Origin of the sequence: Janthinobacterium sp. B9-8, assembly GCF_000969645.2 — a bacterium.
Lineage (GTDB): Bacteria > Pseudomonadota > Gammaproteobacteria > Burkholderiales > Chitinibacteraceae > Iodobacter.
On record NZ_CP014222.1, the window covers coordinates 4,271,641 to 4,291,820 of the forward strand.

General features: G+C 49.1%; 17 protein-coding genes and 3 pseudogenes. 4 read left to right on the forward strand and 16 right to left on the reverse strand.

Annotation, left to right across the window (positions count from 1 at the left end; all coding sequences use genetic code 11):
• Positions 1-35 precede the first annotated feature (35 nt).
• Positions 36-632: an NAD(P)H:quinone oxidoreductase gene (gene wrbA, locus VN23_RS19265; protein WP_046351748.1), complete on the forward strand. Its 597-nt coding sequence runs from the start codon at positions 36-38 to the stop codon at positions 630-632.
• Positions 629-1,000, forward strand: a complete 372-nt coding sequence (locus VN23_RS19270; protein WP_046351747.1) for a DUF2069 domain-containing protein — start codon at positions 629-631, stop codon at positions 998-1,000. Before wrbA ends, VN23_RS19270 begins: the two co-directional genes overlap by 4 nt.
• Positions 1,001-1,207: 207 nt before the next feature.
• Here the strand turns inward: VN23_RS19270 and VN23_RS19275 are convergent, their stop codons facing one another.
• Together VN23_RS19275 and pssA are read right to left on the reverse strand one after the other, a co-directional pair.
• The gene (locus VN23_RS19275; RefSeq protein ID WP_046351746.1) at positions 1,208-2,992 is read right to left on the reverse strand and encodes a 2-isopropylmalate synthase; all 1,785 of its coding nucleotides are present in this window, start codon (positions 2,990-2,992) and stop codon (positions 1,208-1,210) included.
• Between the two features lie 345 nt (positions 2,993-3,337).
• Positions 3,338-4,111, reverse strand: a pseudogene (pssA, locus tag VN23_RS19280) (CDP-diacylglycerol--serine O-phosphatidyltransferase); the annotation flags it as partial.
• Between the two features lie 113 nt (positions 4,112-4,224).
• On the opposite strand from pssA, the gene asd reads away from it, so the two are divergent.
• Positions 4,225-5,064 (forward strand): archaetidylserine decarboxylase, encoded by an 840-nt coding sequence (gene asd / locus VN23_RS19285; RefSeq protein ID WP_046351744.1) that lies wholly within the window; start codon positions 4,225-4,227, stop codon positions 5,062-5,064.
• A 149-nt stretch (positions 5,065-5,213) separates the two neighbouring features.
• Here asd and VN23_RS19290 read toward each other — a convergent pair.
• From VN23_RS19290 to ilvB, 9 genes and pseudogenes are all read right to left on the reverse strand, one after another.
• Positions 5,214-5,690: pseudogene (locus VN23_RS19290) on the reverse strand (IS3 family transposase); the annotation flags it as partial.
• Positions 5,691-5,770: 80 nt separating this feature from the next.
• The gene (gene ltrA / locus VN23_RS19295; protein ID WP_231743307.1) at positions 5,771-7,303 is read right to left on the reverse strand and encodes a group II intron reverse transcriptase/maturase; all 1,533 of its coding nucleotides are present in this window, start codon (positions 7,301-7,303) and stop codon (positions 5,771-5,773) included.
• A 497-nt stretch (positions 7,304-7,800) separates the two neighbouring features.
• Positions 7,801-7,929, reverse strand: coding sequence for a hypothetical protein (locus VN23_RS22325; protein ID WP_257722034.1), 129 nt, complete (start codon positions 7,927-7,929; stop codon positions 7,801-7,803).
• 38 nt (positions 7,930-7,967) lie between these two features.
• Positions 7,968-8,393, reverse strand: a pseudogene (locus VN23_RS19300) (IS3 family transposase); the annotation flags it as partial.
• Complete coding sequence (locus VN23_RS19305; RefSeq protein ID WP_046352203.1) at positions 8,357-8,677, reverse strand: IS3 family transposase; 321 nt, start codon at positions 8,675-8,677, stop codon at positions 8,357-8,359. The pseudogene VN23_RS19300 and the gene VN23_RS19305, both read right to left, overlap by 37 nt.
• A gap of 188 nt (positions 8,678-8,865) precedes the next feature.
• Positions 8,866-9,285, reverse strand: a complete 420-nt coding sequence (locus VN23_RS19310; protein WP_046351915.1) for a hypothetical protein — start codon at positions 9,283-9,285, stop codon at positions 8,866-8,868.
• Between the two features lie 675 nt (positions 9,286-9,960).
• Positions 9,961-10,977 (reverse strand): ketol-acid reductoisomerase, encoded by a 1,017-nt coding sequence (gene ilvC, locus VN23_RS19315; protein ID WP_046351916.1) that lies wholly within the window; start codon positions 10,975-10,977, stop codon positions 9,961-9,963.
• 59 nt (positions 10,978-11,036) lie between these two features.
• Positions 11,037-11,528: an acetolactate synthase small subunit gene (gene ilvN / locus VN23_RS19320; protein ID WP_046351917.1), complete on the reverse strand. Its 492-nt coding sequence runs from the start codon at positions 11,526-11,528 to the stop codon at positions 11,037-11,039.
• A gap of 12 nt (positions 11,529-11,540) precedes the next feature.
• Positions 11,541-13,307: a biosynthetic-type acetolactate synthase large subunit gene (gene ilvB / locus VN23_RS19325; RefSeq protein ID WP_046351918.1), complete on the reverse strand. Its 1,767-nt coding sequence runs from the start codon at positions 13,305-13,307 to the stop codon at positions 11,541-11,543.
• A 522-nt stretch (positions 13,308-13,829) separates the two neighbouring features.
• Here ilvB and VN23_RS19330 point away from each other — a divergent pair.
• Positions 13,830-14,354, forward strand: coding sequence for an RDD family protein (locus VN23_RS19330; RefSeq protein ID WP_156455226.1), 525 nt, complete (start codon positions 13,830-13,832; stop codon positions 14,352-14,354).
• 115 nt (positions 14,355-14,469) lie between these two features.
• On the opposite strand, the gene lnt is transcribed toward VN23_RS19330, so the two are convergent.
• The 5 genes from lnt to VN23_RS19355 form a co-directional block, all read right to left on the reverse strand.
• On the reverse strand, positions 14,470-15,942 hold the full coding sequence (gene lnt, locus VN23_RS19335) for an apolipoprotein N-acyltransferase (RefSeq protein WP_046351920.1): 1,473 nt from the start codon (positions 15,940-15,942) through the stop codon (positions 14,470-14,472).
• A gap of 229 nt (positions 15,943-16,171) precedes the next feature.
• Complete coding sequence (locus VN23_RS19340; RefSeq protein ID WP_046351921.1) at positions 16,172-17,038, reverse strand: HlyC/CorC family transporter; 867 nt, start codon at positions 17,036-17,038, stop codon at positions 16,172-16,174.
• Between the two features lie 180 nt (positions 17,039-17,218).
• On the reverse strand, positions 17,219-17,689 hold the full coding sequence (gene ybeY, locus VN23_RS19345) for an rRNA maturation RNase YbeY (RefSeq protein WP_046351922.1): 471 nt from the start codon (positions 17,687-17,689) through the stop codon (positions 17,219-17,221).
• Positions 17,690-17,811: 122 nt separating this feature from the next.
• Positions 17,812-18,615 carry a hypothetical protein gene (locus VN23_RS19350; protein ID WP_052746586.1) on the reverse strand — a complete coding sequence of 268 codons (804 nt, stop codon included), beginning with the start codon at positions 18,613-18,615 and terminating at the stop codon, positions 17,812-17,814.
• Positions 18,616-19,172: 557 nt separating this feature from the next.
• Positions 19,173-20,150 carry a PhoH family protein gene (locus VN23_RS19355; protein ID WP_046351923.1) on the reverse strand — a complete coding sequence of 326 codons (978 nt, stop codon included), beginning with the start codon at positions 20,148-20,150 and terminating at the stop codon, positions 19,173-19,175.
• Between the last annotated feature and the right edge of the window lie 30 nt (positions 20,151-20,180).

Genomic DNA, 20,180 nt, shown 5'->3' on the forward strand with positions numbered 1-20,180 from the left:
TTATAATACCGCAGCCCCACTATTTTGGAATTGCCATGCCAGAGATCCTTGTTCTTTATTACAGCACACATGGTGCTACACGCCAGATGGCGCAGCTGATTGCCCGGGGTATTGAATCGGAGGGCGCGACTGCCCGCTTGCGCACCGTGCCGCGTATTTCCACGGTTTGCGAGGCGATCGAAGCCAGTGTGCCAGATGCTGGAGCGCCTTATGCGGAGCTTGCGGACTTGCAAGAATGTATTGCCGTGGCGCTGGGTAGCCCCACTCGTTTTGGTAATATGGCCGCGCCCATGAAGTATTTCTGGGATGGCACGGTAGGTGATTGGTTGAAAGGCTCTTTAATCGGCAAGCCAGCTTGTGTGTTTACCAGTACGGGTTCAATGCACGGCGGCAATGAATCTACCTTGCTGACCATGATGTTGCCGCTGCTTCACCATGGCATGTTGATTGTAGGTACGCCATATTCTGAAACCATGCTGAGTACCACTGCCAGTGGCGGCACGCCCTATGGCCCTAGTCATGTGGCGGGTAGCGAATCTAATCAACCTTTGTCTGCGGAAGAAAAACAGCTGTGCATCGCGCAGGGTAAACGGCTGGCAAATATTGCATTAAAACTGGCGGCAGCAGAATGAAAGATCAGCGTTTAATTACCTTATCGCACTGGCTATCTGTGGCGAGCTTAGTGGCGCTGATTGCGCTGTGTATCTCTTGGGAGCTGTGGCTGGCTCCCATGAAAGAGGGAGGTTCCTGGCTGGCATTAAAGGCGGTGCTTTTATTGCCGATGTTGATGGGGGTTTTGAAAGGCCGTCGTTATACCTATCAATGGGGATCGATGTATATCCTGATCTGGTTTGTAGAAGGCGTGATGCGGGCTTGGGGAGATCAGGGTTTGTCGCAAATCTTGGCAGGAGTAGAAGTCGCTTTGGCTACTTTGTGTTTTGCTGGCTTTGTTGCCTTTGCGTGGCTAACGCGCCCTTCATTGGGCAATGCCACGGCATAAATACACAAAGGCCAAAAACCAGAGGCTTAACTTTAGCTCTGGTTTCTGGCCTTTTGTTTTGAGTGTCTGCCCATCACAAGACTCGTGGCCCTGCTGTAGCAGATTAGGGATGGCTTGAGTGAAGCGTCCCTGACGGCTGGGCTGATTGGCCTGCCGTATCTCGGTTTTATTAGTTGCGTGGGCCTTGGCCTATGCCATATCTCAGTATTAAACGGGGCCTTGCGCGTTAATACGCGTTTCTTTGTTGTGCAGTTTATTCAGTGCCGAGATATAGGCTTTGGCGCTGGCGGCGATAATGTCGGTGTCAGCGCCTTGGCCGTTGACGATGCGGCCGGATTTTTCTAAACGCACGGTCACTTCGCCTTGGCTATCTGTACCTTGGGTAATCGCATTCACCGAATAAAGCTGTAATTCCGCACCGCTATTGGCCATGATTTCGATGGCTTTGAATACCGCATCCACAGGGCCGGAGCCGCTCGATTCTGCGCTTTTTTCTGTGCCGTCTTCACTCATCACAATGTGTGCAGATGGCATTTCGCCTGTTTCTGAAACTACTTTTAAGGAAGTGAGCTTGAAGTGCTCTTGCTCGATGACGACCATTTCGTCTGAAACCAGCGCATGCAAGTCTTCATCAAAAATTTCGCGTTTACGATCGGCCAATTCTTTAAAGCGGGCAAAGGCGGCATTGAGTGCTTCTTCGCTGGATAAATCGATGCCCAACTCGTGCAATTTGGTTTTGAATGCATTGCGGCCAGACAATTTGCCCAAAGTCAGGCGGTTGGTGCTCCAGCCTACCGATTCCGCACTCATGATTTCATAGGTTTCGCGGTTTTTCAGCATGCCATCCTGATGGATGCCTGATTCGTGAGCAAAGGCATTGGCACCCACAATCGCTTTATTGGGCTGTACTGGGTAGCCAGTAATGGTTGAAACCAGTTTGGAGGTCGGTACAATTTGCACCGGATCAATGCCGGTTTCCAAATTAAACAGATCTTTACGCGTGCGCACCGCCATCACGACTTCTTCTAAGCTTGCGTTACCCGCACGCTCACCAAGGCCATTGATGGTGCATTCAACCTGCCGCGCACCGGCTTGTACCGCTGCCAAAGAATTAGCCACTGCCATGCCCAAGTCGTTATGGCAGTGAGTCGACCAGATTACTTTATTGGAATTCGGTACACGTGCAATGAGTTCACGCATCCGTTCAGCCCATACCGATGGAATGCTGTAGCCCACGGTATCTGGCACATTGATGGTTTTTGCTCCCGCCTGAATCACGGCATCAAAAATACGGATCAGGAAATCCATGTCCGAGCGCACGGCGTCTTCGGCTGAGAACTCCACATCATCAGTGTATTCCAAAGCAATTTTGACGGCCTTTACTGCGGCATCGACCACCTGATCGGGTGTCATGCGCAATTTGTGCTCCATATGAATCGGGCTGGTCGCAATAAAAGTATGGATCCGTCCATGTTTGGCGGGCTTGATGGCTTCACCTGCGGCACGCACATCTTTTTCATTTGCGCGTGCCAAAGAACAGACGGTGGAGTGTTCGATAATGCTGGCAATGGCCTTGATGGCATCCGCGTCGCCGGGGCTGGCAGCGGCAAAGCCTGCTTCGATAATGTCTACGCCGAGTTTTTCTAGCTGGCGGGCGATACGGATTTTCTCTTCTTTAGTCATCGAAGCGCCGGGGGACTGCTCGCCGTCGCGCAAGGTGGTGTCGAAAATATACAAACGATCGCTCATGCCATTTCTCTCAGGTATGGGTGCTGTGGCTGAAAAGTAATACTGAATATTGAAGCTTTTGCCTTGATGAGCCGCCAGTTGTGCCAGTTTGTTGGTTGCACTGAGCGGAATACTGCCGCGTTCACGCCATTTGTAGATGGCAGCGCGTGAGATGACGTCATCCGGAAACAGATTATTGAGCGCCTCACTTAATACGCTTGGTCCACCAAAATCAGCGATTAGACGTTCAATGTCTAATTTCACAGCAATCTCCTCAAGGTTTACGTGCTTAAGATTAGCTATGGCGTGACATTGTGTCAAATAAATTTATGGGTTTTATTTGTGTGTAGCGAAAAAAATATAGTCTACGGGTGTTAATTAGACTTTTTGTCTAATTTTGAGGCGTGGTGATGTAGGGTGGGTAAGTTTTAATGCTTGTATTAAGTTTATTCATTGTCATGCTGTGTAGATCGTGTAGGGCGAGTGCAACCCGCGCTTTTTCGGCATTGCTCGCGGGTTGCACTTGCCCTGAAAAATACTCACAGCATAAAGTTGGCCTAACTTGATGCGGATAGGAGGCACAAGCGCCTCGCACAGGGAGAGCAGGGCTTATGCCTCAGGAAGAGTATCAGTCGAATTTGCAGGTTTTAGCGGTTTAATCCAGCGATAGAGCCAATACACATAGCCAGAAATGCCATAGCCAATAAATACACAAAACAGCATGAGTGGTGGCTTGGCAACAATCACTAATAAAATCAGCGTAGTAATCAATAGCGCAAAGAAAGGTACGGTTTTGCGCATATGCAGCTCTTTAAAACTCCAGAATTGCACATTAGAAACCATGGACAGCCCTGCGAACAGGGTGAAGACCAAAGCCAGATAGGGCAGGGCGCCGCTGATGGGGGTGAGCTCTTCTGCGTATTCATGGCTAATCCACACCAAGCCCGCCACCATGGCCGCAGCAGCAGGGGATGGCAGGCCCTGAAACCAGCGCTTATCTACTACTTCAATATTGGCATTAAAGCGTGCCAGCCGCATTGCTGCGCCTGCACAATAGATAAATGCGGTGATCCAGCCTAGTTTGCCAAAATCGCGCAACATCCATTCATAGGCGACCAGTGCCGGGGCCACACCAAAGCTCACCATATCGGACAGCGAATCAAACTGCGCACCAAATTCAGATTGCGTGTGTGTCAGGCGGGCAACACGCCCATCTAAGCCATCGAGCACCATGGCAATAAAAATAGCGACTGCTGCTTGATCAAAATTCTTATTCATCGCCTGCACAATGGCGTAAAAGCCAGCAAACAGTGCGGCAAGGGTGAATAGATTGGGCAGTAAATAAATGCCCTGACGGCGGAAATTGATCGGGCGTTTAGCTTGCATAAATCCAGCCTTGAAACATATTGAGTTTGAATTGTAGCTGACACAGTAACAGGTCGATAGTTCATGCGCCGTGTATAATCTGCGCTTTGATTTATGCTGGGGATACACCTGTGTCAGAGCGTCTGTTCGTTCTATTGCAACATGTCCTACCTAAACTTGCACTCACGGCTTTGGCTGGGGCAGGTGCAAATTTAAAAGCGGGTGGTCTTAGCCAGTGGGTAATTCGTTGGTTTATTGGCAAATATAAAGTCAATATGAGCGAAGCCGCAGATGCCGATCCTGCTGCATTTGCCACATTTAATGAATTCTTTACCCGTGCTTTAAAGTCAGGTGCACGCCCAATTCACGCCGCGCGTTTTGTTAGCCCGGTAGATGGCAAAGTAAGCCAGCTTGGGTCGATTAAAGTAGAGCAAATCTTTCAAGCTAAGGGCAAGGAATTCAGTGCAACGGCGCTGCTGGGCGGCGATAGTCACTTGGCCAAGCCTTTTATCAATGGCAGCTTTGCCAATATCTACCTTAGCCCGCGTGATTACCACCGCATCCACATGCCTTGCGATGGTCGACTGACGCAAATGATTTACGTGCCTGGCGAGCTGTTCTCGGTAAATCCGGTGACGGCCCGTGGCGTAGATGGCTTATTCGCCCGCAACGAGCGCGTAGTCTGCATGTTTGAATCCGACTTCGGCCCCTTCGCCTTGGTATTGGTGGGGGCAACCATCGTCGGCAGCATGGCGACGGTTTGGCACGGCATTGTTAATCCGCCAAGAAGCAAGAAAGTCAGAAACTGGGATTATGCTGGCCAGAATATCCAGCTGAAAAAAGGCGAAGAAATGGGTCGTTTCCTGCTTGGCTCTACCGTAGTGATGCTGTTCCCTGAAGGCACTTGCCTGCTCAATGCCGATTGGGCTGCAGAAAAAGCGGTGCAGATGGGTGAGAAAATGGGGGATTGATGCTGTATGACAATGCCCATATTGGGTGTTGTCATGCCCAATATGGGCATGAGCTAAGCTATCGTGTTTTTACGGTGCACTTTGCGTAGTTTTGACGCCCCAAGCATGGCTCAGTGTGACCTGTCCTGACAACCGTAGACACACCTCACTCAAATCCCGACCGCTTGCCTGCTGAACTTTTGTGCAAACGCGGCCGGGGATAGATTGCCCAAGCGCGTGTGGCGGCGCTGGCGATTGTAAAAAATCTCGATGTATTCCCGAATCGATGCTTCAGCCTCAAGCCGGTTGTCGTAACTGTGATGGTGCACCAGCTCATTCTTCAAACTACCCCAAAAGCTTTCCATCGGCGCATTGTCGTAGCAGTTGCCCCGCCGCGACATCGATGCCTGCAAACCAAACTGCTCAATCAGCCTCCGATAGCCATGAAAACAATACTGGCTACCCCGATCTGAATGCAGGATTAAGCCGGCCTGCGGCCGCTTCCATTTCATGGCTTTCCACAGCGCCTGACCGACCAGTTCCTGCGTCATCCGCGATCCCATGGCATAACCGACGATTTCGCAGGTAAAGACATCCTTGATGCCCGCCAGATACAGCCAGCCCTCGCCCGTCTGGAGTAGAGTAAGAGGCAGAGCGTAGTCGAACTATTTCTCTGCCTCTCCTCTCCGAACCGGACTTGCACCTTTCAATGCATCCGGCTCTCCATTTAAGTGTTGCTCATTGCAAAGGCAACATCGCGATACACTGACTTGATCGTATTGGGCGGTGCGTCACGCAGTATGTAAGGATTTTCTGCTGGTGTTCGCCATGTAAATCGGCCTTTTCGGCTCGTAATGAGTCGCCAGAGTGCCAGCGCACCATACCAGCCTCGGCTATTTCTACCTTCAAGCAACCATGTTTTGGCGATACCAAGTTCTGGCGCTTTAATGTAATCCCGCATCAAAGAGCGGAAGCCACGCCGGTATTTTCGTGCTAGCCAGTAGCCAAATTTCCAGAATATCATCCGATCTACCTTAATAAAGAGTGTCGCCGTAAAATCGGTGTACTGATAGAACGTCGCCCATCCTGCAAGTTGACGATTTAAACTTTCCAACATGTCGATCCGATTCGTACTGTAATTCCCCGATAGTTGTCTCACTAATTTCTCGGCGAATTGTCGGTATTTATCCCAAGGAATCGTGCTCACAATCTGCATCCTGCCTTGCCCGCCACGCTTGCGTAGGATGCGATGCCCTAGAAATACAAAGCCATCGTTCACATGCGTAATGTGGGTTTTCTCTAAATTCAGCGTTAAGTTGAGCTGGTCTTCGAGAAATGAGCGACAGGCTTCGCGCACGGTTTCAGCCTGCACCTTCGTTCCTTTGACAATCACTACAAAATCATCCGCGTAACGGCAATAGGATATCGCCGGTCGCCATTGCCGGTTTTCCTTAATGGCAATGGGACGTTGATTTTGAATGCCAAAGTTCCAAGACCAGCGATCTTTGCGTACTTTCTTGCTCAGGTAGTGCTCTTCCATCCACAGATCAAACTCATGCAGCATGATATTTGACAGTAAGGGAGAAGTGACACCGCCTTGCGGTACGCCTTCGCTAGCGGCACGAAATAGCCCCTGATCGACGCTCCCTGCTTTAATAAAACGCCAAAGCAACATGAGCAAGCGTTGATCTGCAATTCGCTTACGAATTCCCTTCAACAGGAGACGGTGGTGAACGGTATCAAAGTAGCTGGCTAAATCACCTTCAATCACCCAGCGACCCGCCGTGCATTGTTCAGCACCGTCTTGCAGTTGTAGTTTTACCGTACGAATTGCGTGATGCACGCTACGTGCAGGCCTGAATCCGTAAGATGCAGGATGGAAATCACTTTCCCAGATTGGCTCCATGACCATCAGAATGGCACGTTGCACAATCCGATCGCGTAGACAAGGGATGCCCAAAGGCCTCATCTTGCCATTGGCTTTCGGGATATACACTCGACGTGCTGCTTGTGGTTTGAATCTCCCCGCAAGCAGTTCGTGGCGTATCGTTTCAAGCTCAGTTTGGAGATGGATTTCCATTTGAGCCTTGCCAATACCATCAATGCCAGGTGTTTTGGCTCCGCTCGACACCAGCGTAATTCGTGCCGCCTCTCGGAGCCAAGTTAGATCAGCGATTAATCTCAAGAGGCGATCAAACTTACGTTCTTTGTTCTCCGTTGACCATGTCGCCAGTTTGCTTTGCATTTCACTGATTATCAAAGGTCTTCACCTTATTGTGGTCAGTTAATCGACCCAGCAAACCACTTAAACTGCCTCCCTTCGCCATGTAACTGGCTTTCCCAGTCTCGGACTACTACGGAGGCTCCGCCAACTCGCACATCATCGGGGGCACACTCCCTTGGCATTTGTGCAAGCCTTCCCCAGTTCACATGCTGGACTCAACGCATGGGTGAGGTTGCCTATCGCAGTCTTTATCCTTGCTTTTCGCAAGTCGATTTAGATGCCATGGTCTAGCTACACACTCCCCATGACTCCATGCAGACCAGTCTACATTTCTGGCTACAATCGCAGCTTCAGTGCATACGTGTCACTGATGCCAATCCAAATCCGGCCTATTAAACGGTGTAGGCCGTGGTGACATTTCAACCCTCAGATGCGGTTTAATAGGTTCGTATTCCTCAACCGTCCCACGCTCAGCCTAGAGATTCATCTTGGCGTAACCGCTTCGCCGCAAACCCCGTTTCCCACGGACTTCGTCACCCTGCCAGTGTCAGCAGGTCACCGCCGCTTCGGCTCACTTCTTCTTGTAGCAGAAGAAGGGCATTCCCCAGCGCAACATCAACGACTTGCTGGGATACTGCATTCCAAACATGCTCAAGCAGCATCGCCCCAATCAATGCGGGCTACGCTGGCTGGGCGTACTATAGGTGATGTCACTCACCCATACTTGATTCGGCTCGGTTGGTTTAAATTCCTGATTCAGCAAGTTATCTGCGACCGGCAGAGTGTGGTTCGAGTTCGTCGTGGCCTTGAATTTACGCTTCTGGATGCAACGAATACCTTCTTCACGCCTCAGCCGGGCGATCCGGTCACGACCCACCTTAATTCCTTCTTCTGCCAGTTCATCCTGCAAGCGTTTGGCGCTGTAAGTCCGGCGAGTCTTGTTGTGTGCGGCCCGAATCTCTATCCGTAAGCGCTCATTCTCCAGCGCGCGGCGGCAAGGTGGCCGTTTTTGCCAGGCGTAAAAACCATAGCGAGACACCGCCAAAGTCTGGCACAACAGTTTGACCGGATATTGAGATTGCCATTGCTTCACGAACGCGTACCGGGCAGTGATTCCCTGGCAAAGTACGCCGTCGCTTTTTTTAGGATATCGCGCTCCATCCGGGCTTCGGCCAGTTCTTTGCGCAATTGCCGAACCTCAGCCATCAAGTCAGAGGCATCGGGCATCCCGGTCTGCGCGGAGGTGGTTTTGTCTGCCTTGCGGGCTTGTGTGACCCAATACGCCAGCGTGCTCTGCTTCATATTCAGACGCGCAGCAGTCTCGGCCACCGAAAACCCTTGCTCAAACACCAGCTTGATCGCTTCCGCCCGAAATTCCGGCGTATGGCTTTGCGTTACTCTTTTGCTCATTTCTCACTCCTGTTGGCTCAAAGTTTACCAAACAAGCGTGTCTACGGATTTCAGGCTACCTCAGTGAGTGGTGACTCAGGGCTGGGTTTCGCAGGCTCAACCGCAGCTTATAAAATCGAGTGTCATTTGCGGTAGGTTAGTGCTGAGCGAAGCCCAATATATGGGATAATTGCGCAAATAAAGATAAATCATTCCGTCGTTTCAGTACTGCCAAATAGTATTTCGATTGGGGCGTCTCGATCGCACCAACTGTAACGGATGTAGAACAAGCTTGAATCTTTCTGCCAAACAGAGAGCTGATCAGTCCAGTGACTTCCACCATAATCAGTACATTTATTAGGGCAGACGCGAGCTAGCCAATTTGCAAATTCTTCGTCATCCGGGTCGTAATTTCCACTATATACTGCGGCCCCCAATTCTTTTGCGACTTCATTAATACATGCAAGATGAAAGTTTTCATAGCTCTCTGCTGTGTCGGGATCATAGCTGTCGTCATCAAATGCAAAGCTCATAGCAAGTATGATTTCTGTATTGGAAATCGCGTCAGCTAGAACTTCTTTCATCGTTTTGTTGGTTATGCAATCGTTGTGATTGAGTTGAGAAAACATAAAATTTCCATTTATAATGTTAGGAGGTTGTTGTAAAAGTCAAAAAATAGTGCGTAGTATGGGGTGAGCGTTAGCGATGCCCATCATTCTCGATACGAATCATAAAAAACCCAGCTAAAAAGCTGGGTTTTTCGTTTCAACAATAAAAATGTTGAATTAGCCCGTAGATTGGGCTAAATGCTTATTAGCCAATACTTTTCCATTGCGGCATGTGGGCAGATAAAACATGCCCAACCTCCAATGCTACATTCTTGAATCATGCATTTCATAGGGGGGGGACGATGAAGTCGTTGCGCGTCAAGGCCAAGGTGCAAAAAACGCTTGCACATCTTATGAAAACCACATGATTTTTCATTGAAAAATACTTGATAACTTATGCCTAACTACTTAGCTAGTTTATTCACAATCACTTTTATAAAAATTAAAAGAATTGTCTGGAAATAAATTTAATATATGGGTTCCTTTATTTGTAGTTATATTCCATGATACACAAGGATTATCTTCATTATCATCATTGAAACTGCCAAATGTAATTGGGAATACAACATATTTTCTGTGTGTGTTTTATTTAGTGCATAGGATGGGTTGAGCGTTAGCAATACCCATCATTCCCAAGTAAAAACCATAAAAAAGCCAGCTCAAAAGCTGGCTTTTTGCATTTCAAATCAAGATCAATTAGTTCTTAGTTTGATCTACGATTTTATTCGCTTGAATCCAAGGCATCATGGCGCGTAGTTTGTTACCGACTACTTCAATGCCGTGCGCTGCGTTATTGCGGCGGTAAGCGGTCATGGATGGGTAGTTAGTTGCACCTTCAACGATGAATTTCTTCGCGTATTCGCCGTTTTGAATGTCTTTCAGTGCTTGGCGCATCGCTTTGCGGGATTCTTCGTTGATGACCTTAGGGCCAGTCACGTATTCGCCGTATTCTGCATTGTTTGAGATCGAGTAGTTCATATTGGCGATACCGCCTTCGAACATCAGATCAACGATCAGTTTCAGCTCGTGCAGGCACTCGAAGTAAGCCATTTCTGGCTCGTAGCCGGCTTCAACCAGCGTTTCAAAGCCCATTTTAACCAGCTCAACCGCACCGCCACACAATACCGCTTGCTCGCCGAACAAATCAGTTTCGGTTTCGTCTTTGAATGTGGTTTCGATAATACCTGTGCGGCCGCCGCCCACGCCTGAAGCGTAAGACATGGCGATGTCGCGGGCTTTGCCCGATGCATCTTGGTAGATGGCGATCAAATCAGGTACGCCGCCGCCACGAACAAATTCGGAACGTACAGTGTGGCCAGGTGCTTTTGGCGCGATCATGATCACGTCGAGATCTTTGCGTGGCACAACTTGGTTGTAATGAATCGCGAAGCCGTGAGCAAACGCCAGTGTTGCGCCTTGCTTGATGTTCGGCTCGATTTCGTCTTTGTATAATTTTGACTGGAATTCATCCGGTGTCAGAATCATCACTACATCGGCGGAGGCAACAGCCGTTGCAACGTCAGTTACTTTCAGGCCGTGTGCTTCAGCTTTAGCAACAGTGGCCGAGCCTTTGCGTAGGCCAACAACGATATCAACGCCGGACTCTTGTAAGTTGCAAGCGTGGGCATGGCCTTGCGAGCCGTAACCGATGATGGCTACTTTTTTGGATTTGATGATGGAAAGATCACAGTCTTTATCGTAAAAAACTTTCATGGCTGAATTCCTGTCTAGGTGTTTGATTTTGATCTGAGAATGGCAACGGCCACACTCAATTAAACTTTTAAAATACGCTCGCCGCGGCCGATGCCAGAGGCACCAGTGCGTACGGTTTCCAGAATGGCGGCTGGATCAAGTGCCTTGATAAAGGCATCCAGCTTTTCGCCTGTTCCGGTTAGCTCTACGGTATAGGCTTTTTCTGTGACGTCGATAATGCGGCCACGGAAAATATCCGCCATCCGCTTCATTTCGTCTCTTTCCTTGCCGGTTGCCCGTACTTTAATCAACATCAGTTCACGCTCGATGTGATCGGCCTCGTTTAGGTCGATCACTTTCACCACTTCGACCAGCTTGTTGAGCTGTTTGGTGATTTGTTCGATGACGTCTTCAGAGCCATGGGTGACGATGGTCATCCGGCTCATCGTGGTGTCTTCAGTGGTTTGCACTGTCAACGAGTCGATGTTGTAGCCACGCGCTGAAAATAAGCCGGTTACACGGGATAGTGCACCTGCTTCGTTTTCGATCAGTACTGAAAGAATATGTCGCATTTTCATCTCCTCTCAGCACAGATTGCCGTAATCACGATTATTTTCAAATGGCACCAACTGCATATCACGCATATGCGGTGGTAAATCCATTTGGCTCAGGCCTTTCCCGTTTTGAATCATCGGGAAGACGTTTACTTCTCTGTCGGTAATAAAGTCCATAAACACCAAACGATCTTTTAGCTTGTCGCTAAAGGCTTCACGCAGTGCAGGCTCTACATCTGAAGGCTTTTCGATTTTCATACCAACGTGGCCATAGGCTTCGGCTAGTTTTACAAAATCAGGCAGCGCATCCATGTAAGACTCGGAATAGCGATTGCCGTAAAAGAACTGTTGCCACTGGCGAACCATGCCCAGATAGCGGTTGTTCAAATTGATAATCTTGGTCGGAATATGGTACTGCTTACAGGTTGAAAGCTCCTGGATATTCATCTGGATTGAGCCTTCACCGGTAATACAAGCGACGATGGCATCCGGATTTGCCAATTGAGCGCCCATAGCTGCAGGCAGGCCAAAGCCCATTGTGCCCAGCCCACCCGAGTTAATCCACTGACGCGGACGTTTAAACGGATAGTATTGCGCGGCAAACATTTGATGCTGGCCCACGTCGGATGTAATGATGGCGTCGCCACCGGTTACTTCCCATAGCTTTTGCACCACAAATTGCGGCTTGATCACCAGATCAGATTGCTCATACCAAAGGCTTTGCGGTTTACGCCATTCTTCGATCTGTTTCCACCAATCTGCCAAAGCCTCGGCCTGAGGCTTGATGCCGGTTTCTTTCAGGATGGCGATCAGGTCGATTAAGACATGTTTTACATCACCGACAATGGGGACATCGACTTTAACGCGCTTAGCGATAGACGATGGATCGATGTCGATATGCACAATCTTTTTAGCTTGCGACAGGAAATGCTCTGGCGATGAAATTACACGATCGTCAAAGCGCGCGCCAATCGCAATAATTACGTCACTGTACTGCATCGCCATATTGGCTTCGTAGGTGCCGTGCATCCCCAACATGCCAAGGAAATGAGGGTCGGTGCCATCCAGCGCGCCAAGGCCCATCAAGGTGTTGGTACAAGGCAGGTTGAGCATCTTTACCAGCTCGGTGACTTCGCTACTTGCGTTGCTTAAGATTGCACCGCCGCCCACATAAATAAATGGGCGCTTAGCTTCACCTAATAGCTGAGCCGCTTTCTTAATTTGCCCGGGATGGCCCTTGGTTGGTGGTGTATAGCTGCGAATAGATACCGATGTTGGATAGACAAACTCGGTTTTGTGAGCTGCGATATCTTTTGGCACATCAATCACAACCGGGCCGGGTCTGCCGGTGGTTGCAAGGTGAAACGCTTTTTTGATGGTCGGAGCAAGATCACGTACATCTTTGACTAAGAAGTTGTGCTTCACGATTGGGCGTGAACAGCCCACCATGTCTACTTCCTGAAAGGCATCCAGGCCAATCGCATCGGTTGCAACCTGGCCGGAAAACACCACCATAGGGATCGAATCCATATAGGCAGTGGCAATGCCGGTAATGGCATTGGTGGCACCCGGGCCGGATGTCACAAGCGCTACTCCTACTTTTTTGCTGGAGCGGGAGTAAGCATCGGCAGCATGCACGGCAGCTTGTTCGTGGCGAACCAGCACATGCTTGAAATAATCTTGTTTAAAGATTGCATCGTAAATGGATAAAACTGCGCCGCCAGGGTAGCCGAAAATAAATTCAACCCCTTCTTCCTGCAAGCAGCGCGTGATGATCTCTGCGCCCGAAATTTCCATGGGTAGTCCCTAGGTCAAAACGATAGATATAGATAAATGGATAGGCCTTATAAGAGTAGGCCATCCATTTGCAAATGATTTACCGGATCTTCCGCCGCTATAAACAGGTTTGTGACCCGTTTTGACGACCAGTGTGTGTCCGCTGGCGGTGATCTTTCGGCGCAGGCTAACTGTGTAGAGTGCCGCCTGCATTGTTGGCTGGATATTGCACTAGAAAGTTACCGCACTGCGGTATAAATGGCAAGTTCTTCTGGTTATTAGCTTATTGGCTTTGTTAGTATCGCAATCTTGCTCATGTTGGGATTAGCTAAGCCTAATTGCATATGTTTTTATTATTTTAGGCATGTGTAAGTCGCATAGGAGTTATTTATTTATAGTATGAAATATTATAAATTGTTTGATGTAAGTTAAAGAGTGCGTATCTTAAAATTACATGCCTATTTAAAGACAATACTTGGTTTATTTAGGCGGGCGGGTAATGATGCACCCTATAAAAATGATTATGCAGCAAAAGGATAATTTGTGAAGATTACAAGGGGGCCGGCAGGCTGGTGGCGGCGTATGTTCGCTTTTTTATATGAAATATTGCTCATTACAGCCGTGGTTTTATTGGCAGAAGGCCTGTTTCAAGGCGTATTCCAACTGATATCTAAGCTACCCGTGACCGCGATGGGCGATCAGCTTTGGCTGCGTGTTTTAAATTTTGTGTGGATTATGTCGGTGGCGTTTGCTTATTTTGCGTGGTGCTGGCGAGGCGGGCAAACATTGGCAATGCGAACTTGGAGTATTCACCTAGTCAAGAGTGACGGTAGCTCCGTAGGCTGGCGCGAAGTGGCTTTGCGTTTTTCTGTGGCAGCGGTATGTATGTTGCCTTGTGCGCCATTCTGGGTTTTGGCTCGCCATCAGGCAGATTTACGCATTGTAGCCTGGCTGTTAACAGGCTTGTTTTTTCTGCCTTTCTTATGGGCCATATTAGATAAAGAACGCCGGTTTTTACACGACAGGCTGGCGGGAACGCAGCTATTGATTGCACCGCCTAAGACCTAATTACGTAGGGTGGGCAAGTTTTTATGCCCACGCGTAGATTTCAATGTAAGACAACCGGTGCGCAACGATTTGCACACCTTATACAAAAGCGGTTTCTTGCTTATCCTTATGCCTACTACCGTCGCCTGAGTAATCCTAAGGCAATTAATAAAGCGCCCAAAGCAATCAGCAGCGGGTAATCGCCGCCCCAGGCATAGGGTGGCATGCCGCTGCGATTTTGGGCGGTGCCTTCCAGAATGCCAGCTATTCGCTCGGGCAGTTGCGCTTTAAAACGACCTTTCTCATCGATAATGGCTGTTACTCCCGTATTCGTGGCCCGCAGCATATAGCGGCCGGTTTCTAATGCTCGGGTTTGGCTCATTTGAGCGTGTTGCGCTGCGGCCCAAGAGCCGTCAAACCATGCAAGGTTGGATAGATTAACCAGCATGGTGGCTTCAGGCAGGGCGTTGATGATCTCCCGGCCAAATACGTCTTCGTAGCAGATATTGGCGGCGATCTGGCCGGAAGCTAGCGAGAATGGGGCTTGCTTCACTGCGCCTCGGCTAAAGCCCGATAGCGGCATATCCATAAACTGATAAATCCAGTTGAATAGCCACGGTAGCGGAATAAACTCGCCAAAAGGCACGAGGTGCTGTTTTTTATACAGCGGCAATGCAGGATCCGACATTACGGTGACGGCGTTGTAGTACTCCGCCTCATGTTTACCTAAAATCGGAATGCCAAGAATTAAATCAGCCTTGCGAGGTGCTACCGCATCACGCAGCATTTGTGGATACCAATCGGGTACATCGCTGATAAAGGAAGGAATGGCCGTTTCGGGCAAGATCACCAGTTGGCCGCGCGCTTTTTCAGTGAGTGCGAGGTAGCTTTTCAGGCTGTCGAGATAAAAAGCATTATCCCATTTGATATCTTGTGAGATATTGCCTTGCACTAGGCTCACCCTCACCGGCGCGCCTACCTTTGTTGTCCATTCCAGCTGATTAAGCCCCCAGCCAGCCAGCCAGATACTTGCTACAATTCCCCAGCCCTTAAGCCATTTAGGCTTGCTGACAATCAGGGCGATAGAGAGGCACAGCAGCCAACCAATCAGATACACGCCGCCAATTGGGGCGTAGCCAGCAAGGGGTGTCATCGGGCTTTGTGAATAGCCGACGCTCGCCCAAGGAAAACCTGTAAACAGCCAGCCGCGCAGCCATTCAGTGAGAGTAAATACCGTGGGCAGTAGCAAAACGCGTAGTGATGCTGGGCAGGGCAGTTTGAGAGTGAGCCAGCCTGCTAATGCTGGAAATAGCGCCATATAGGCTGCGAGCACAAGAATCCCACCTGCAGCCATCGGGGCAGGCATGCCACCAAAGGTGTTCAGGCTGATAAAAATCCAGTGGATATTCGCCAGAAAAAATCCTAACCCAAAACTAAAACCACGCCACGCAGCGGCTTTAGGGGAGGGGGATTTCTGGATAGCAAAGGTCAGCGCGGCTAATGACAACCACATGATGGGGAATAAATACAGCGGAGCAAAAGAAAAGACACTGATCGCGCCAAACAGTGCCAGCAGGAGGTGGGGCAGGAGGGGTTTAAGTTTTTGCATCTGCAACACGGCCTGTGACTGTTTGGGGTGGGGCGGCGTAAAGACCTTAAATCTGTAGACACAGAGCACACAGAGACAAAGCTTTAATAAGGTTTGGATGAGGAAAATATTTCAGCTGCAACATTGAAGTTGCAGACATTGAGTTAGTGAGAACACAGAGCTCGTCTCTATGTGCTTTTTAGCGAGTAGGTTGGGTTACGCGATAAAGCTGCTAACCCAACCTACGGGCCTATTCTTCAATAGGCGTATCTGCTAATTTCTCTATCAATACAGAATAAATTCGGCGGCTGTCTGCGCGCAGGATCTGGAAGCGATAGCCGTCGAAAGCCACAATCTCGCCGCGTTTTGGCAGGTGGCCAAAGTGCTGGGTGATTAAGCCTGCTACCGTATCAAATTCTTGATCAGAAAATTCAGAGCCAATTTCTTCGTTCAGATCGCTAATCTCGGTCAGGCCTTTCACTCGCCAGTTACCGCGCCTGTCCGGGATGATATTGTCTTCGGCTTCGTCGTAATCGAATTCGTCTTCGATATCGCCAACAATTTGCTCCATCACGTCTTCAATCGTGACCAAGCCCGCCACGCCGCCGTATTCATCGACCACAATCGCCATATGATTGCGGTTATTGCGAAAGTCTTTGAGTAGTACATTCAGGCGCTTGGCTTCCGGGATATACACCGCTGGGCGAAGCATATCGCGCACATCAAATTCCTCATCACTGGCGTAATAGCGCAGCAAATCTTTGGCCAGCAAAATACCCAATACTTTATCTTTGCTGCCATCGATAACTGGAAAGCGCGAGTGGGCGGTTTCGATTACATAGGGGATAAATTTGGCGGGCGCATCATTGATATCGATGATGTCCATCTGGCTGCGAGGCACCATCACATCACGCACCTGCATATCACCTACATTGAGCACGCCTTCGATCATGCCTAAGGCATCAGCATCCAGCAGCTGGCGCTCAAAAGCAGAGTGGAGGATTTCTACGAGCTGGCCTCGATCTTCAGGCTCTCGTAATAAAAAGTGGGTCAAGCGTTCAAGCCATGATGACTTGGGGGAGTTCGAGTTCGGAGATACCGAAGGGGAATCATCCATTGTGGCGTAAAGATCCAATGATAAAGATGCCCGAATGATACCGGAAGATCGTGCTTTTTGGGTTACAGCCGTGTTGGTGATAGTGGGATTGTTGTAGTGAGGCTCCTCAGTCGCTCTGTTTCAGGTTGCCATGCTGCCGAGGAAGGTGTTTACCGGGTAAGCGACCTTCCCTTTGTAAGTTTACTTCTCTTCCGAATAGGGATCGCTGATACCTAAGCTTGCCAGCAGCCTGGTTTCGAGCGCTTCCATTTCAAGCGCTTCATCTTCTTCAAGATGATCATAGCCTTGCAAGTGCAGCACGCCGTGAATGGTGAGATGGGCATAGTGATCGCTCAGGCTGATATTTTGCTCCAGCGCTTCTTTCTCTACCACTTGCGCGCAGAACACAATATCGCCCAGCAGCGGCAGGTCGGGTACGTCGGGCATGTCATCATCAAAGGTAAAAGTCAGCACATTGGTGGCGTAATCTTTGCCACGGTAATCGCGGTTTAGTTGCTGGCCTTCTTCTGTGTCGACAATTCTGAATGTGATTTCTGCTGTGGCCACCTCAGGCAGCAGTGCGGCTTGTGCCCAAGCCTGAAATTGCGCCGTGTCAGGCAGTCCGGCGGCGGTGCTTTCCACCTGATGGCAGATTTCTAAACGTTGATTCATAAGTGATCTTTGTAAATGTTGTTGCTTAAATATTTGGCGATGCTGCTTTGATTTAGATTGCTATACAAAATGTGTAAATCGGCTGATCCTAGGGTCTGTGACTTCAGATCAGCCTGTGTGAATTAACGCTCGGCACAACTGATGTACAACGCTTCTGGCCCCTTGCCTGCAAAACCTTCCGTCGACAACTCGCCATTTTTTCGTAAGCGTGCCACGCCGGCATTTTTTTGTTGTTTGGATTTTTTGACCGCGGCCGTCAACGCCGCCTTGTCTCCATCTACCAGCATGGCTAGAAAAGGAATTTCACTCTCAAACAGTATCGCGGATTGTACCGGCAAGCCTTGGAAGGTGTAGCCCGCTGCTACTTTGAGTTCTACACCAAAAACCTGATTTAGCTGCACATTGGCCATTTGCGCCAGCCAATTGGGAATCCCTGCATTATTAAATTCCAGATTTTGGCAATTAAACGTTTTTGCCAGTTTGGGATTCACGGAAGGTTTGCTGCTGGCCGCAGGCTTGGATGCAGCGCTGGCGCTGCCATACTGATAGAGCCCATTGAACATCACATCGCCCCAATTGCTAGAACAACCCTCAACATTCACCAATAAGCCATCTTTGGCCGGGGTTATGTGCATTTGGCAATTACCTTCATTGAAAAGCCAGCCTTCACCCACGGGTTTGAGTTTGCCTTCGCCTGATCCCGAGCGGTTACTGCTTCCGGCTGACTTCCCCAAAACTTCCAGTGAAAACTGGCCATTTTCAGAAATGATTAAGGTGCGCTCAAACAGTTTGTTATTGGCGTTGTATTGCCCTGCTTTGGGCGGTGCCGGGTTGTTGGCCCATGCAGGCAAACTCAGTGCTAGGCTGGCAAAAAGGGCGAGTGAAAGTTGGCGAGGGGTGACGTGGTGTTTGTGAGGCGTTTGCATTAGAAATATTCTCCAAATTAGGCTTTTGTTTAAATATTCTTGAGCGCGCAGTTTTACTCTACTCAAGCAGATTTCCGGGAAAACGGTGTTTTGGTCCGGATCAAAGCTTGCAAGGTCAGAGAGGGTTGGTATTGATCAGGTTGTCTACAAGCCGCAAGCTGACAAGCTACTTTGATCTTCTGTATTTAACAGCAAATTATCTTGTCATATTGTCTTGTTGTGTTTGTATCAAGCTAATTGTTGTAATTTCTGCTTAATTTTCGCTATTTCGCCCAAATAATGCGTCATTAGGGTGAACACAGGGAGTATCGTGCTCACGCGCTTGTAAGCATTGAATTATCTTAGGGAGGGTGAATCCCGCTCTAAGATGAAGTTTATGGCAGACTTTGATGTGCATCGAGGGCATAGAAACTTGCTCAAGCTATAACTGCTTGGGTTCTTACGAGAAGCAAGGAATGAAATAACGTTTCTAGCGCATTTACTGCTAAGGTTTTTTCTTTGTTCTGCTTTTAAACTCAGTGTGTGTCTACAGATCTTAGGTTTGAGAAAGCCAGATTCTATTTTCTGCGTGTTGCCGATGCCGCTTCACGTTCTTGCGTTTTCTTTGCGTAGGCGTTGACGATTTTTTGCACTAGCGGATGGCGAACCACGTCTTCGCTGGTGAAATGATGCAGGGCGATGCCTTTGATATCGGCGAGCACGTCTTGCGCATCATTTAGGCCCGATTTTTGATGTTTGGGCAGATCGATTTGCGTTGGATCACCGGTGACAACGGCCTTAGAGCCAAAGCCGATACGGGTTAGAAACATCATCATTTGTTCTGGCGAGCTGTTTTGCGCTTCGTCCAGAATAATAAAGCTGTTGTTTAAGGTTCTGCCACGCATAAAGGCTAGTGGGGCGACTTCGATAATGCCTTTTTCAAATAGCTTGGTCACTTTATCAAAGCCCATTAAATCATAGAGTGCATCATAAAGCGGGCGCAGATAAGGGTCGATTTTTTGTACTAAATCGCCAGGCAAAAAGCCAAGTTTTTCACCTGCTTCTACGGCGGGGCGAACCAAGACCAAGCGTTTAACTAGATCGCGCTCTAAAGCATCAACTGCACAGGCTACGGCCAGATAAGTTTTACCTGTGCCTGCCGGGCCAATGCCAAAAGTAATATCGTGATCCTGAATGGCTTTGATATAGCCGGTTTGGCGAGGCGTTCTGCCTCGTAAATCATGGCGCTTGGTGCGCAGCGGCGTGGTGTTTTCTTCGCTGTATCGCGGCTCAATATTTTGCGTGTGCTCGATAATCGATAGCTGTAAATCATCCCGCTCTAGCGGCTGTTCAGCCATTGCATAAAAATGCTCCAGCAGGGTAATGGCTTGCTGCAGGTTTTTGGCGCTGCCGCTCACACGAAACTGCTCATTGCGCCTGACAATGGTGATGTCGAGCGCGGTTTCGATTTGCTTCAGGTTTTCGTCAAGAGCGCCACAAAGATTGGCAAGGCGACGGTTATCAACAGGCGTGAAGTGGATGATTTGGCTATTCAAAAGAGACTCGCAAAGAATAGGAAAACAGAC

What these genes read in the sequence shown, in the direction of transcription:
- wrbA (WP_046351748.1), top strand. Translation starts at nt 36, where the DNA reads ATGCCAGAGATCCTTGTTCTTTATTACAGCACACATGGTGCTACACGC.
- VN23_RS19270 (WP_046351747.1), top strand. Translation starts at nt 629, where the DNA reads ATGAAAGATCAGCGTTTAATTACCTTATCGCACTGGCTATCTGTGGCG.
- VN23_RS22325 (WP_257722034.1), bottom strand. Translation starts at nt 7,929, where the DNA reads ATGCTGCTTGAGCATGTTTGGAATGCAGTATCCCAGCAAGTCGTTGAT.
- VN23_RS19305 (WP_046352203.1), bottom strand. Translation starts at nt 8,677, where the DNA reads ATGAGCAAAAGAGTAACGCAAAGCCATACGCCGGAATTTCGGGCGGAA.
- VN23_RS19310 (WP_046351915.1), bottom strand. Translation starts at nt 9,285, where the DNA reads ATGTTTTCTCAACTCAATCACAACGATTGCATAACCAACAAAACGATG.
- ilvC (WP_046351916.1), bottom strand. Translation starts at nt 10,977, where the DNA reads ATGAAAGTTTTTTACGATAAAGACTGTGATCTTTCCATCATCAAATCC.
- ilvN (WP_046351917.1), bottom strand. Translation starts at nt 11,528, where the DNA reads ATGCGACATATTCTTTCAGTACTGATCGAAAACGAAGCAGGTGCACTA.
- ilvB (WP_046351918.1), bottom strand. Translation starts at nt 13,307, where the DNA reads ATGGAAATTTCGGGCGCAGAGATCATCACGCGCTGCTTGCAGGAAGAA.
- lnt (WP_046351920.1), bottom strand. Translation starts at nt 15,942, where the DNA reads ATGCAAAAACTTAAACCCCTCCTGCCCCACCTCCTGCTGGCACTGTTT.
- VN23_RS19340 (WP_046351921.1), bottom strand. Translation starts at nt 17,038, where the DNA reads ATGGATGATTCCCCTTCGGTATCTCCGAACTCGAACTCCCCCAAGTCA.
- ybeY (WP_046351922.1), bottom strand. Translation starts at nt 17,689, where the DNA reads ATGAATCAACGTTTAGAAATCTGCCATCAGGTGGAAAGCACCGCCGCC.
- VN23_RS19350 (WP_052746586.1), bottom strand. Translation starts at nt 18,615, where the DNA reads ATGCAAACGCCTCACAAACACCACGTCACCCCTCGCCAACTTTCACTC.